We start from the raw sequence: 15,035 nt of genomic DNA on the forward strand, positions 1-15,035 counted from the left end.
CTATTCTGTCAGGACCATCTATTCTTCCTGGGTTTGGTACATCAGGCCTATGTGGTCTGTATGGATTATCAGGAGCCTTAGTTACCTTGAAAGTATATGATATTAGGTTTGGCTTGTCAGCAGGGGCATTTGCATCCCTACCTTCATTGCTTTGCTTAGCTGCAAAAACCATAAAATTTCTTGTCAAGAAATCTGTATCTCTATCAAGACCAGCACTGCTATGATTTTCCAGTATTGATTTCTTACTTGTCATAGCAAAATCATACATTCCTGCTATTGATGATTTTATAGTTAAATTCATATCTCTCTGAGCAGAGTCTGTGATTTTTACATTCTTTATACTTAGTACGACATTACCATTAGATTTATTTAACTTTTTAAAATACTCAGATACTGATAAAATAGGTCTGGCAGTATCTTCATCAGCATACACAATTATTTTTTTTCCTGTCGAATCATCTTTAATTACTTCAGGTTTTAAAGTATAACCTTCTAATCCTCTCAACTCAAATCTTGTCGAATTATCAATAACTATACCCTTTGGAAAATCAAAAGTAAATGCAAACTTATCATCAGTTAAAGTATATCCCTTTCCATCCAATGGAAGTTGTGTTGCCGCTATATCTGACCTAGAATTAGTTATACTAACTAGACTGACATTCTTAACATTTTTGAACAATGATAAATTTACTGATAAATCAAGATCAATTGAATCTCCGACATTATATATCTCAATGTCAGTCGAATTATTTGTTTTAGAGTTCAATAAATCTCCATAAATATTAAAGTCATTTATATTTTTTATTAAATCTTTTTCCGTATCAAAATTCAAAGGATTCCAAAGTTTACCACCCGTGTGATAAGCATCGTTCCAACTTGAATAATCTCTTTCAGCAATTCCTTTTAAATCATCAATAATTAGTTTCGAATCCTCAGGAGTGTCACTATCAGACATATCAAATAATGCTGGCCTATCAGTTCTAATTCCTGTATTTGCCCACATAGCACCAAAAGCATCATCTACTTCAATATCTTTGCCCACGAAACTTGTTTTTGCTATATTAACACCTTTTGGTACTAGATTATTATTATAATTTTCTAATTCTACCCAATAGTTATCCTTAACCCATGCTTTAAGATCATTTTCATTATATGCATAAGATGAAATAGGTAAAATAGATGAAAGTAACATCGCTGATAAATTAAGTGTTAAAATTCTAAATATTTTTTTATTCATAATCTCTTTTTCTCACCTGTTTCAAAAATTTATCTGTCAACACTAATACTTTGTTTTTTTGTTACAACATTAACTAATTGTGTATTAAACAATCTATTTCCACCTTTGTACAATGCACATATACCTTCTGAATCTATACTTCCAAGATTTGTAATTGATGGTTCTGTTATTTCTACTGAATAAGGTATATTGATTGTTATAGGATTATTTGAACTTGTCCTTTCTGCTTCATATAGTTCAAAGAAACCTTTATAATCATTCCAAGATCCAAGATAAAAAGTAAATGTAACAGAATTATTATCTTTATTATATGCCTTTTCTATCTTGCCAATAAGAGATGTGTTCTCAGTAGCTATAATATTATCAAAATCAACCTTAAAATTATTTGGGAATTTCACAGTATATTGTGCTGTTGGAAACTTCTCATTTTTGTTAAACATCACAAGATTTTCTACTCTTTTGCCCCAGTATATATGACCCTTATAATCCTTTATATACTTATCATATGCACCTTCAAATAAATCAGAGGCTTCTACGCTCCCACCTATATTTCCTTTATAGTAAAGCTTATCCTCTATCACCGTATCCTGACCACTATTTAAAACGACTTTACTTAAATCAATTTCTCCATTAATTCTCCATCCAGATTGATTAAAAGAACTCGGAACATTACTATTGGCCGCAAATACTGTCGCACAGGTAAATACACCTACCACCATCACTAGAGCCACAACTAGACTCGACATTTTTTTTACTAGATTTCTCATAATAAAATCCTCCTTCAATTATAATTAATATTATTAAAATGATATTAGCTATTTATATTAGCTGATAATCATCTGTTGACTATATTTTTAGACTAAATATACATTACATAATGTAAGAATATTGTACTCTTTATTAGTGATAATAATTTATAATTTTATTCTCTAAGTATACGCCATTTTCGATTATCAGTCAATACTAAAATTGTATAAGAACAAAATAATTTAAAATTTATTTATTATTGCCTATATAACTAATTATACTCATTCATTTACCACTATCTGGGCATATTCGGTGCTTTCTCCTATTAGGACTCACTCATAGTATGCAAACAAAAAGAGAAGATAATCCCCTCTTTTATACGATATAATGTTGCTATCTACTTGCAATAAAAACATACCTATCTTTTGTTGACTTTTCTTCAGAAAAAGAATAGCCATCTAAATTAAATTTTTTTATGTCTTCTATATCCTCGATCTTATTTTTTGTCATAAAATATAACATTTTTCCCCTTGCCTTTTTTGAAATAGTAGAGTGTTTTTTTAAGTTACCATCTACATTCTCAAAAAACTCAATATTTAAAATTTTTTCATCTTTTATGTACTTTTTTATAATTTTCGAAAACTCATCACTTGCAAGGTTTACTATTAAATCCTCATCTTCCAATACTTTGTTTGCTATTTCGTCTTGCCAAAACTTGTACAAATTACCCATTTCTGTTTTCATCAAAAAATCTAGCCTGTATGGTGAAATCAGGTCAAAGGGTCTTACTGCACCATATAGGGCTGACAGGATAAATAGGTGCTTGTCTATATAGTCTAGGTCCTTTGAGTCTAAGTCTTCTCTATTCATATTTTTAAAGCATAACCCATCATACATATAAAAGGCTTTAAATAATTCACTGGATAACCTGACTTGAGGCACTCTTTCTAGAATTTCATATGTCTTTTTAGAGAAATTTTCTTTATTATTAAGACTTTCTATTTTTTTTGAAACCGTCTTAGCCGGTGATATAATTATTTTCATATTGTCTCCTTTCAATTTAAGTAAATTATACCATACTTTGTATTGGTATATGAAAATATATAGAATTGGTATCTGGTCGTCTAATATAACCTATTAATACCAAGAGGTCTTGGCATTAAAAAAGAGGACTCGAACAGCCCCCTCTCTTTTGTATCCGTCCATAATGGTAGATACATATTTTATCATTTTTTGTATTCAAATCTATTTAAGTCGGCAAACTTATTTAAAATTGACAAATTTTGCTAAATTATATTTCTAATTATAGAGACTTAGCTACCTCTAAAGCCTTGTCATAGTTTGGATGGTCTGTATTTTCAGCTACATATTCTACATATCTAACTACATCATCCTTGTCTATTACTACTATACCCCTGTTAAGAAGTCTGAACTCTTCCATAAGGAATCCATAGTTTAGACCAAAAGAAGTATCCTTGTAATCTGATACTACTACTGCGTTTTCAATTCCCTTTGCTCCACAGAATCTAGCCTGTGCGAAAGGAAGGTCGCAACTGATAGTTATAACAGCAGCATCCTTTAATGCTCCTGCTTCCTGGTTGAATCTAATAGTCTGAAGCTCACATACCCCTGTGTCTACAGAAGGTACAATACTTATAAGCTTAACCTTACCTTCTACGTCCTTTAGTGTGAATGGACTAAGGTCTGCCTTTAGACATACGAAGTCTGGAGCCTTGTCTCCTACCTTTACTTCCTTACCTAATAGTGTTATTGGGTTGCCTGCGAATGTTGTTACTGATCTCTTTTCCATTTTATATTCCTCCATAAAAATTATATCATATTTATCATGACCGTCCTTGGTCATTATAAGTCGTCTTCTATTCCTAACATTTTTAATACCCTGGAAAAGATTTTTTATTCAGAAGAATATAAAAAAAATATTATTTATCAAAAACTAATTTGTGGCCTAGTAGCTTGTCGTCATCATAGTTAAGTGTCAAGTGGAAGCCACTTTTCCCGCTCCTAACTAGGTCTATAAAGATCTTGTCTCCCTCCCATAGGTTTAGGTCAAATAGCTTGTCCTCGTCAATCCAGGCAAGGTCGCCCTCATCACATACAATTTCTTGACCCTCGAAGTCCGTGCATGTATATAGGTACATTTCTTCTGGTGGGTTGTCATTGTAGCTAAATACAACTATCCCCCTAAAGTCACAGGACTTAGCCCTATAGCCAGTCTCTTCCTTTATTTCCCTAAGGGCACACTCATATGGGGTCTCACCCGGCTCTAGCTTGCCACCTACTCCTATCCACTTGCCCTCGTTTATATCATTTTTCTTTTTGGTCCTATGCAGCATAAGATACTTTCCATCCCTCTGCAGGTAACACAAAGTCATTTGTTTCATTTTTCACCTCATATTATTCCTAGTCCTAAATGTTTCATTTCTACTGAGCTTCCTAATCCTGACTAAATAGGTCAAGACTCTCTGGATGTTCCTCCTTCCAATAGGCAGCATATGAGCAAGATGTATTGGCCCTCCAACCATTTTTTTCTATCACCTTCATGGCCTCCTCCATTAGCTTGCCTGCAATACCCTGGCCCCTAAGGACATTGGATACATAGGTATGGTCTATATCAACTAGCTTATCTCCTATAAGGGGAAAAGTTATTTCTGCTATCATTTTTCCCTCTTCATCATTTATGTATATCCTATTTGTTTCATAGATAAATTCCATTTCAAACCTCCTACAATGTTTCTAAAAACTTAACTAGTTCACTAGTAAAATACTTGGGTCTATTGCCTATAAAGCTATGTGTAGATTTTTCAAACATGCACACATAAGTATTTTCTATGTTTTCCTCTAAGTATTTTACAACCTCTGGGTTAATCATTGAGCCTGGAGTAGCAAAAAATAGGCCTGTTTTGACACTTATGTCCTTAAGTATATGCCTGAAGTCCTCATAACATATGGAAAACCACATTGAGCTAATCGAGTAGTAGGAATTACCTGCTAGGTCCATTTCTATTACCCTCTTTAGGACCTTGTTGTCCCTACCCCTCAACTCAGGGTTGATATCCATATATAGCTCTAGGTAGGCATCTGTCATGTCATCAAACTGTCTGGCAAGGCTATCTAAAAATTCCTTGTGTCCAAAGCGCCCTCCCATGATTCCCAGCTTCCATTCTTGGTCATTTAGGACCCTTGGTGTCATATCACATATTACCAAACTCTTGATCTTGTACTGACCAAAAAGCTCAATATACTTGTATAGGACACAGGCCCCCATAGAATAGCCTACCACTACCACGTCCTCTAGGCCTAGGTGGTCTATAAGCTCTTTTAAGTCTCTGGCAAGGTGTCTTAGAGACATATCCCTATCTGGCTTGTCTGACCTACCAAAACCCCTGTGGTCATAGGCTACCCTCCTATAACCCTCCAAATTTTCCAGGGTATAGCTAAAGTCAGCCATACTTGACCCCCAGGCATGGAGGAATATAATGGCCTGGTCTTCTTTATTACCCCTATCTTCATAATATATATTGTAGCCTTGACTATTCTTAAAATACATAGGTCACCTCTTTTCAGTTATAATATTAAAACTAGACCCTCTCCCAAGTCTAGCTTTAATCAATCTATATAAGCCATTTTCACCCTTATAAGACCTACCCTAGGTCTTGGCTTTGCCTTCTTAGTTTTAGCTATGCCTTCTTAATTTTAGCTATGCCTTCTTAATTTTGGCTATGCCTTTTTAATCTTGGCCTTGGCCTCATCACTAGGCGTTACATAAAGGGTCTTATTCTTTTCATATATTACCATGCCAGGCTTGGCACCTGATGGTTTTTTTACATTTTTCTTCATCGTATAGTCAACAGGTACATTGGCTGACATCCTGGCCTTGCTGTAGTAGGCTGCAAGGATTGCTGCCTCTAGTAGTTCCTTATCTGTAACCTTTTTGCCTGCAGACTTTATCAGGACATGGGAGCCTGGTATATCCTTGGTATGGAACCAGTAGTCCTCATTATCTGCCAGCCTAAGAGTCAGGTAGTCATTTTGCTTGTTGTTCTTACCTACGATTATCATATTGCCCTCACATGAGATATACTTCCTCATATCAGTACCAGGCTTGTTATCCTTCTTAGGCATCTTGTAGGACTTGATATATCCCTCTCTTATTAGCTCTTCCCTGATTTCCTTTAGTTCCTTGGCATCATCACAGTTTTCAATGGACAAAAGAGTATTTTCGAGGTATTCTTTTTCCTCGACATTTATGGTCATCTGCTTGGCTATTTCCTGGCCAGCATTTTTTAACTTGTTGTACTTTTTGAAGTACTTTTGAGCATTTTCTGATGGGCTTAGGTTGGGTCTTAAAGAAATTTCTATCTTTTTGTTGTTGTCATAGTAGTTTTCTAGGACCACTGACTCCATGCCCTCTTTTATCATATATATATATGAGGTAATTAATTCACCCCTTATCCTATACTTGTCGGCATTTTCAGATTCCTTGAGCTCTAGTTCCTGCTTTTCTATCTTGTGCTTGATCCTATCTAGCTTTAGGGATAGGTTCTTTTTCATACTGGATGCCTTTTGGCTGATTCTCTCCTTATTGTCCTTGGATATATAGTAGTCTTCAATTGTTGTCGATATACTATCGTGGTGTATTTCTCTTAGGCCCTGGTATTGGCTCAGCCTTATGCTACTGAACTCTACTATCTTGTCCCTCTTGTCGTCTACTATAATGTTAGGATAGGACCTACCCTCGTCTAGGTCGTCAAATATAGAATTTATGCAGTCTGCAAGAGACCTTATCTCCCCATTAGATAGGTCCTCTGTATCCTTATTTTGGTCAATATCAACTCTAGAACAAACCTCTCTGGCAACCAGGGGTGATAGGCCTAGTATGCTAGAGTATATGGCCTTGTAAACTGGTCCCTTTGACCTATTTACTCTTAGAGTGAACTTGTCTACATCTATCCTTTCAAGTGGGTTTAGCTTGTCCTGGCTTGGTGGCAACTCATATGGGGCACCTGGTAGGACCTGTCTTGCCCTACTTACACTAAGAGGCACCCTCTTTATGGAGTCTATAACCCTGGCCTCCTGGTCAGCTACCAAAATTATATTACTGTGCTTGCCCATGATTTCTATATAGAGGTCCTTACGAGTTTTTTCCCTCAATTCATCATAGGATTCTACTGATATTTTAATTATTCTTTCAAAGCCAACCTGGTCTATATCCACAATCACACCACCCTGAATATATTTTCTCAGAGTCATACAAAATACGGGTGCCTTTTTGGGATTTGACTTTTCATACCTCTTGGCTATATATGCCCTTGGATGGGATGCACTGGCACTCAATATGAGCTTGTGGGCCCCCTCCTTAGACCTTATTTTTAGGCATATCTCATCCTTTTCAGGCTGGTATACCTTGTCTATCTTGGTGTCGATTAGCTTTTCTCTTAGCTCGGCAACCAAGGACTTTACAACTATTCCGTCAAATGACATATCTATTTCCTCTTTTCTAGTGGCTATTCGCAAATTATAACAGAGTTTTCCTGGTCAAATTCCTTAAAGTTGACCTGGACCTTTTCCAGCCTTGAAGTAGGTACATTCTTACCTACATAGTCAGCCCTGATTGGAAGCTCTCTATGGCCCCTGTCAATCAATACAGCCAACTGTATTAGCTTGGGTCTTCCATTATCTATAATATAGTCTAAGGCCGCCCTTATAGTCCTACCTGTAAACAGGACATCATCGACCAAGACTACAGTCTTGTCGTGGACATCCAGGTCAAAGCCCTCATCCTTTATATCATGCCTGTCCCTAGTCACATCGTCCCTATAGGCAGTGATATCTATAAAGCCACACGGAAGGTCTACATCCTCTATCTGACCTATCTTTTCTGCTATCATCTTGGCTAGGGGTATCCCCTTTGACTTGATACCGACTATGCAGATATCATCTATGCCCTTGTTCTTTTCTATTATTTCATGGCTAATCCTGGTAATGGCCCTCTGTATAGCCTTATCATCCATTATTTTAGCTTTTTCCATAGTAACCACCTATCTCCTTATAGTGTCTAATATCTTCTTAAAATAGTCCGGCAAGTCGCTTGTAAATTCCATATATTCACCTGTCCTAGGATGGATAAAGCCCAGCTTCCTTGCATGTAGGGTCTGACCCTCTAGTTTGGAAAATTTCTTGACCTGGTAACCATATAGCTTGTCCCCTAGTATTGGATGTCTTAAATAATTGCTGTGGACCCTAATTTGGTGGGTCCTGCCAGTTTCAAGCCTTGCCTTCATATAGGTATAGCCCTCTAGGTGGTCAATTACGGTGAAATGTGTAACCGCATGTCTACCACCAGTTTCTAGGACTGCCATCTTAAGCCTGTCCTTTGGATTTCTCCCAATATTTTTGTCTACCGTCATCTGGTCCCACTCTACTCCACCTATACAGACCATCTCATACTCTCTGGTGATAGAGTGTAGCTTGAACTGGTCCGCAAGCCCCTGGTGACTGGCGTTATTCTTGGCTACTACCAGGAGGCCTGATGTATTCTTGTCTATCCTGTGAACTATACCTGGCCTGATTACACCATTTATAGATGAAAGCTTGTCCTTACAGTGGTACATGATTGCATTTACAAGTGTACCATCTGGATTTCCCGGCGCTGGATGGACCACCATACCCTGGGGCTTATTTACTATCAGAAGGTCATCATCCTCATAGACTATATCCAGGTCAATATCCTGGGCCAGGACCTCTAAGACCTCTGGTTCTGGCATAGCCACCTCCAGTTTGTCACCTTCCTCTAGTTTGTAGCTGGCCTTTTTTACCCCCTCATTCACTAGGACAAGACCATCCTTTATCAGCTTTTGGACATAGGACCTAGATATATCCTGGTACTGGTCCGCTATAAATACATCCAGCCTCTTGCCAGCATTATCCTGGTCAACCTGGTAGGCATCTACCTCTTCATAAGTCTGGTCCATTAGTCCACATCCTCTCCTAGCAGGAACATACTAATGCAGAAAACCAGGGTTCCCACTACAACCAGTATGTCCGCAAAATTAAATACATATGACCATATAAACCTAAAGTCAAAAAAGTCCACTACATAGCCCAGCCACAGTCTGTCTATAAGGTTGCCTATTGCCCCACCTATAATAGATGAAACTGCTAGCCTGTTTATCCTGGCTATCCTTAGGTCCTTTTTTGTCCTAGCCCCGTCACGAGACTTTGACCTATGTATATATACTAGTCCCACAATAGCCACTATAAGGGCTACTAGGACAAAAAATACCTTCATATTTTGGAGCAAGCCAAAGGCCGCCCCCCTATTTTCTACATAGGTAAGGTTAAAAAAACCACCTATAATTTCTATAGACCTAGAGCTTGACAGGCTAGTCCTAACCAACCACTTGGTCAACTGGTCTATACCTATCAAGGCTAGTATTAATATTTCATACATTATTTATCCTCACAAAACTTATTATATAAGTAGGGCCTATATTTAACTACAGACCTAGGTCAAGCCAGCAAATGATTCACTAGACATAGACCTCTGACAAAATCCCTAGACATAAAAGTCCCCACTATGCATTTAAGAAATTTACAGTCTCAAAGACTACATCATTTATATGCCAAGGCATAAAGAAGATATGCTTGCCACCCTTTACCTCAACAAGTTTACAATCCTTGTATAGGTCAGCAGCCTTCTTGGCATAACTAATATCAACCAGTTCGTCCTTGGTTCCATGGCATATTAGGACTGGCTTATCAAAGCCCTCCATCTCCTTCCAAGGGTCTAGCTTTATAGCGTCCTCGACAAATTTTTTGCCCAGGTTTACACTGCCAGTAACCCTGAACTTGTCCTCTAAATTATTGAGGTCAATCTTGGTGTCCATAATATTACCTGCCCTAACCTCATCAGGTATACAAAGGGCTGGATAGTATAGGAACATCTTGTAGATTTCATCAGCATGCTCTGCTGCAAAAAGGGCTGTCACCAGACCCCCTTGGGAAAGTCCACCCATGATTATCCTATCCTTATCTATATAGTCCAGGGTCTTGATGTATTCAAAAACACTTAGGAGGTCATCTTTAAGAGTAAATATACTCATATCAACAGAATCCCTCCCCTGGCTCTTGCCAAAGCCTGAACCTGGAAAATCAAATATACAAACCGCATAGCCGGATGGACATATACGCCTAGCATACCTGGCAGTAGAATTTTGGGTTAGACCAAACTCATGACTCATAATTATAACTGGCAACTTAGCCTGGCCATCGTAGTCAGGAGGAAGGTAAACCTCTCCCATTATCAATATATCATCTTTTTTTATTTCAAAATCCTTAATCATATTCTTACCCCATTTTTAACTATAATATGGTCATTGTACTCTCCTACAATTATACCACAAAAACCCTTTTAAAATTTACTGCTTTTAGCCAATAAAAAAGCAAATCTCAGAGTATTTTTTATACTTAGAGACTTGCTTATTTTTTTATCATTTATACTATTTTCGCAATTACCCTATTTTATAATTAGATTCCTATAACTAGAATTTTCTAGGTATAAAGCCTATCCTATCATAAACATCTCTTAGGGTCTGACCTGCTCTAGCACTAGCCTTTTCAGCACCTCTTGTATAGATACCCTCTAGGTAGTCCCTGTTTTCTAATAGGTAGTTGTACTTTTCCCTAATCGGTCTTAGGTGTTCAACAACAGCCTCTGCCATTTCACCCTTGAAGGCACCATAGCCCTTACCGTCATACATAGCAACTATTTCTTCAACACTCTTGTCTGTCATAGCTGAGTAAATATTGATCAGGTTCTTTAAGCCTGGCTGGTCATCAGTATACTTAACTATACCGATTGAGTCAGTAACAGCCTTCTTGATTTTCTTAGCAGTAGAGTCTGCATCCTCTGCCAATAGGATAAAGGCACTTGGATTGGAGTCAGACTTACTCATCTTCTTTTCAGGCTCCTGTAAACTCATTACCCTGGCAGTTTCCTTAGGATAGTAACCCTCTGGAACTACAAATGTATCACCAAATCTATTATTAAACCTTGTTGCAAGGTCTCTTGCTAATTCCATATGCTGCTTCTGGTCGTCACCTACTGGTACCAGGTCAGTCTGGTATAATAGGATATCGGCTGCCATCAAGACAGGATATGTAAATAGACCTGCATTTAGGTTCTGCTCGCTCTTTCTAGACTTATCCTTGTACTGAGTCATCCTATTTAATTCACCCATATAAGTCAAAGTACATAGGGCCCAACTAAGTTCAGCATGTTCATGAACATGCGACTGTATAAATATTGTATTTAAGTCTGGATCAATACCGCAGGCTATAAACTGGGCCAACAATTCTATTGTCTGTCTCCTCAAAACCTCTGGGTCCTGTGGTACAGTTATGGCGTGCATATTTACCATACTAAAGAAACACTCGTATTCATTCTGTAGCTTTGTCCAGCTCTTTAATGCTCCTAGATAATTTCCTAGTGTCATCTTTCCTGATGGCTGAACTCCACTAAATATAACTTTCTTTCCATTTTCTCCCATAATTCTATTCTCCTTTATATGACAAGCTATATATCCTCTTAAATTATATCATTAGTAGAAAATTCGGTCAATTGTATTAACCTATCTTGGCTAAGATATTTAGAACCATGTCCTTTGAGGTCTCGGCTGCCCTCTTTACAAATTCATCATAGGCTAACTCAGCTGACTTGTCAGCCTTGTCAGAAATGGCCCTAATGATTACGAATGGAAGTCCATTACAGTGGGCTACATGGGCAATTGCCCCACCTTCCATCTCACAACAGTATCCACCAAATTCCTCTCTAAGGTAGGTCTTTTCTTCAAGACTGGCCACAAACTTGTCACCGGTCACAACCCTGCCCTTATAGGCCTTATAGTTGCTCTTTTCTTCTAGAAAGGATTCGTAGGCCATATCTATTAGCCTAGAATCTGCCACAAATACAGATGTCTTCATCCTAGGTATAGTCCCTTTAGGGTCACCCAGGCTTGATGCATCGACATCATACTGGATAGCATCTGTAGATATTACCACATCATTTATATTTAGATTTTCATTAAGGGCACCTGCAACACCTGTATTGATAAGGGCCCCAACCCCGAATTCACTAATTAATATCTGGGTACACATGGCTGCATTTACCTTGGCTATACCACACTCAACAACTACCACATCACGACCCTTGATCTTACCCTCATTAAAGGCCATACCTGCAACCGTCCTTACCTTTTTGTCTTCTATCATGGCAGTCAACTCGACTACCTCTTCATTCATGGCACCAATTATACCAATCTTTTTTTCCTTCATTCTTCCTCCTAATTATTCACACTGGAATATTTCAAATATTACATGGGTCACAATAATTAATGAGTTTGCCTCGACCCAAAAAATCAACCAACTACAATAGGCCTGTCACAACCTGCATGGCTAGGCTGACTAAAATTATACTTATCCAACAGCTAGCTCCAAGCAAAAGTGGCTTACCACCTGTCTTTATCAGCTTTACTATATCCGTGTTAAGACCTATGGCACCCATGGCCATAACTATAAAGAACTTGCTGACCTTCTTCATCAGGGCAAAAAATCCTGTAACTATACTAGCACTCCTACCAGTAATTACACCCTTGCCTATAGCAAGGTCAAATAGACTAGTTATAATAGAACAAAGTATAAAGTATAGGATAAACCTAGGTAGCATGGCTAAAAAATTAATTTTCTTACCTTCCTCGACTCCAGACATCTTAGTTTCATATATGGATAGGCAAAATGTAATAGGTATAATTGCCAGGGTCCTAGTCAGCTTTACTATTGTGGCCGAATCCAGGACGGCAGACCCAGTCCTATGGATACTATCCCATGATGAAGCTGCTGCGGTAACTGATGAAGTATCATTTATGGCTGTACCTGCGAACATGGCAAATCCGCTATTAGATAGACCTAATATATCTCCCAAAATCGGAAATATCAAGGCTGCAATAACATTAAAGAAAAAAATTACAGAAATAGCCTGGGCTATTTCATCACTATCGGCATCTATTACCGGGGCTGTAGCAGCAATGGCTGAGCCTCCACAGATAGATGAGCCTACACCTACTAGGACCGAAATCTTCCTAGGTATATTCAAGGCCTTACATAAGATATACGAAACTATAAGGGATGTGGCTATGGTACACACAATTATGGGTATAGAAATCCTCCCAACCCTAATAATCATCTGTAGGTTCAAGCCAAAACCCAGTAGGATAACCGCATACTGGAGTACCTTCTTAGATACAAAGTTGATGCCTGGTTGAAAAGTTTTCTTGCCATCCTTAAGCAGGCCTGCAACCAGAATTCCTATTAGGATAGAAAATACCGGTCCCCCAATTATAGGCATGATTTTACCCAAAAACCAGGCAGGTATTGCCATAAGAAAGCAAAAAATAATACCCTTTATATTCTTCTTATTCACGTTATACTCCCCCATTCTATAACAATATTTGAACCTAGACCTTGGACCAAATATCTCATTTTTACAAACCTAATTATAACACAGGGAGTCTTAAAAATCTATTTGACTGAAATAAAATCCTTCATGGACTCAAATTTTTTATCCCCTATACCTGATACATTTTTTATGTCCTCAATAGCATTAAACTTGCCCTGCTTGGTCCTATAGTCCACTATCTTCTTGGCAGTTGCTGGTCCAACTCCTGGTATGGCCTCTAGGCTCTTTTCATCAGCTGTATTAATATTAACCTTGGACTGGTCATTGGCTTGACCCTGGCTTTGGCCCTGTCCAGCTTGACCACTTGCATTTACAGATTGGCCCCCTCCTTGTGGCTGGTCTGTTTGTACATCCTGACCCTTATAGGGGATGATGTAGTGTTGGGAGTCTTCTAGGTTCATGGCTAGGTTTACCCTATTTATGTCCGCATCCTTGGCTAGGCCTCCAACCATCTTAATAGCATCATCTAGCCTCTTGTCTGCCCCTATACTTATGACTCCAGGGCTAGATACTGCCCCTGAAATATATACTACTATCTTGCCATTTTTATTTTTGGCCTTGTCTTGGCCACCATCTAGGCTGACTATGTTACCACTATTATCCTGACCATTTGAATCAGAACCACTATAGGACCCCCTCTTATTGGATAGGAACCTGTCATTTTCCCTGGTATTAGTCCCAGCACTAGCCCCCAAGTCATCACTTATAGGATTTCCTCTATCAAAAAATCCTAGCCCACCTACAAATACCAGCTTGTATATAAAGAAAATGGCTACTAGGCTTGTTATTATCAGTTTTTTTCTATCCAAGCACTTAAGCTTGGCTATCAATCTCTCCATAATCTACCTCCAACCTAATAAAATAGTCTTTATATCTTATAGACAGATTTATAAAAACAAAAATTTCTTTTAGTGTAAATTCATCTAAGACCTTCTTATATAAGTGATTTTATGATATACTAATTTGGAGAATATATATAAATAATCGGGAGAGGAGGAGATGTATTTTTACTACATCTAAACAATATATGAAAAGAACTGTATCAGTTTTATCAGCATTGACCCTTTCTATAGGCCTGCTAGCACCAGCTAGCCTGACTTCTCATGCAGACCAAACTAGTGATTTAGACGCCTTAAAATCAAAATACATGGTCTTGATGGACTACAACTCAGGCCAGGTCCTATACAAGAAAAATGCAACACAAAAGATGTATCCAGCATCAACTACTAAGATATGGACTGCCTTTTGTGTCTTGAAAAAATCTAAAAATCTTGATGAGTTAGTAGAAATAAAGGACATACCTCAGATAGAGGGCTCAAGTATGTACCTTGAGAACGGAGAGAAATTTACAGTAAGAGAGCTATTGGAATCCCTGCTAATCCATTCATCAAATGATGTGGCCTATGTTCTGGCCAAGCATTTTGGTGGTGGCAACCCACAGGACTTTATAAATTATATGAATGAAGAGGCCAAGAAGTATGGGGCTAACAATACCCACTTCAACAACCCTCATGGTCT

General features: G+C 38.0%; 17 protein-coding genes. 1 reads left to right on the plus strand and 16 read right to left on the minus strand.

Annotated elements, in window-relative coordinates; translation table 11 throughout:
- The 16 genes from ACW6OJ_RS04120 to ACW6OJ_RS04195 form a co-directional block, all read right to left on the minus strand.
- Positions 1 to 1,237, minus strand: a 1,237-nt coding sequence (locus ACW6OJ_RS04120; RefSeq protein WP_456095852.1) for a hypothetical protein, incomplete at its 3' end; no start/stop codon positions are given.
- A gap of 29 nt (positions 1,238 to 1,266) precedes the next feature.
- Positions 1,267 to 2,004, minus strand: coding sequence for a hypothetical protein (locus ACW6OJ_RS04125; protein ID WP_456095853.1), 738 nt, complete (start codon positions 2,002 to 2,004; stop codon positions 1,267 to 1,269).
- A gap of 373 nt (positions 2,005 to 2,377) precedes the next feature.
- Complete coding sequence (locus ACW6OJ_RS04130; protein ID WP_456095854.1) at positions 2,378 to 3,028, minus strand: YaaA family protein; 651 nt, start codon at positions 3,026 to 3,028, stop codon at positions 2,378 to 2,380.
- Between the two features lie 259 nt (positions 3,029 to 3,287).
- A complete protein-coding gene (tpx, locus tag ACW6OJ_RS04135) occupies positions 3,288 to 3,794 on the minus strand; it encodes a thiol peroxidase (protein WP_293429066.1) in 507 nt (168 codons plus the stop codon).
- 130 nt (positions 3,795 to 3,924) lie between these two features.
- Positions 3,925 to 4,386 (minus strand): NUDIX hydrolase, encoded by a 462-nt coding sequence (locus ACW6OJ_RS04140; RefSeq protein ID WP_456095855.1) that lies wholly within the window; start codon positions 4,384 to 4,386, stop codon positions 3,925 to 3,927.
- Positions 4,387 to 4,438: 52 nt separating this feature from the next.
- On the minus strand, positions 4,439 to 4,717 hold the full coding sequence (locus ACW6OJ_RS04145) for a GNAT family N-acetyltransferase (protein ID WP_412426925.1): 279 nt from the start codon (positions 4,715 to 4,717) through the stop codon (positions 4,439 to 4,441).
- Positions 4,718 to 4,727: 10 nt separating this feature from the next.
- Complete coding sequence (locus ACW6OJ_RS04150) at positions 4,728 to 5,552, minus strand: alpha/beta fold hydrolase (RefSeq protein ID WP_456095856.1); 825 nt, start codon at positions 5,550 to 5,552, stop codon at positions 4,728 to 4,730.
- Positions 5,553 to 5,722: 170 nt separating this feature from the next.
- Positions 5,723 to 7,486 carry an Rqc2 family fibronectin-binding protein gene (locus ACW6OJ_RS04155; RefSeq protein ID WP_456095857.1) on the minus strand — a complete coding sequence of 588 codons (1,764 nt, stop codon included), beginning with the start codon at positions 7,484 to 7,486 and terminating at the stop codon, positions 5,723 to 5,725.
- A 23-nt stretch (positions 7,487 to 7,509) separates the two neighbouring features.
- Positions 7,510 to 8,034, minus strand: a complete 525-nt coding sequence (gene pyrR, locus ACW6OJ_RS04160) for a bifunctional pyr operon transcriptional regulator/uracil phosphoribosyltransferase PyrR (RefSeq protein WP_314497591.1) — start codon at positions 8,032 to 8,034, stop codon at positions 7,510 to 7,512.
- A 9-nt stretch (positions 8,035 to 8,043) separates the two neighbouring features.
- Positions 8,044 to 8,976: an RluA family pseudouridine synthase gene (locus ACW6OJ_RS04165; RefSeq protein WP_455104145.1), complete on the minus strand. Its 933-nt coding sequence runs from the start codon at positions 8,974 to 8,976 to the stop codon at positions 8,044 to 8,046.
- Positions 8,976 to 9,455, minus strand: coding sequence for a signal peptidase II (lspA, locus tag ACW6OJ_RS04170; protein ID WP_314515375.1), 480 nt, complete (start codon positions 9,453 to 9,455; stop codon positions 8,976 to 8,978). Before lspA ends, ACW6OJ_RS04165 begins: the two co-directional genes overlap by 1 nt.
- 124 nt (positions 9,456 to 9,579) lie before the next feature.
- Positions 9,580 to 10,347 carry an alpha/beta hydrolase gene (locus ACW6OJ_RS04175; protein WP_456095858.1) on the minus strand — a complete coding sequence of 256 codons (768 nt, stop codon included), beginning with the start codon at positions 10,345 to 10,347 and terminating at the stop codon, positions 9,580 to 9,582.
- Positions 10,348 to 10,545: 198 nt separating this feature from the next.
- Positions 10,546 to 11,553, minus strand: a complete 1,008-nt coding sequence (trpS, locus tag ACW6OJ_RS04180) for a tryptophan--tRNA ligase (RefSeq protein ID WP_293429082.1) — start codon at positions 11,551 to 11,553, stop codon at positions 10,546 to 10,548.
- A gap of 76 nt (positions 11,554 to 11,629) precedes the next feature.
- Entirely contained in the window at positions 11,630 to 12,337 is a 708-nt protein-coding gene (locus ACW6OJ_RS04185; protein ID WP_456095859.1) for a 5'-methylthioadenosine/adenosylhomocysteine nucleosidase, read from the minus strand.
- 91 nt (positions 12,338 to 12,428) lie between these two features.
- The gene (locus ACW6OJ_RS04190; protein ID WP_456095860.1) at positions 12,429 to 13,496 is read right to left on the minus strand and encodes a YeiH family protein; all 1,068 of its coding nucleotides are present in this window, start codon (positions 13,494 to 13,496) and stop codon (positions 12,429 to 12,431) included.
- 83 nt (positions 13,497 to 13,579) lie between these two features.
- A complete protein-coding gene (locus ACW6OJ_RS04195) occupies positions 13,580 to 14,356 on the minus strand; it encodes a helix-hairpin-helix domain-containing protein (protein ID WP_293698649.1) in 777 nt (258 codons plus the stop codon).
- Positions 14,357 to 14,544: 188 nt separating this feature from the next.
- Between ACW6OJ_RS04195 and ACW6OJ_RS04200 the strand changes: the two genes are divergently transcribed.
- Positions 14,545 to 15,035, plus strand: a 491-nt coding sequence (locus tag ACW6OJ_RS04200) for a D-alanyl-D-alanine carboxypeptidase family protein (protein WP_456095861.1), incomplete at its 3' end; no start/stop codon positions are given.

This window comes from Peptostreptococcus sp., assembly GCF_977045075.1.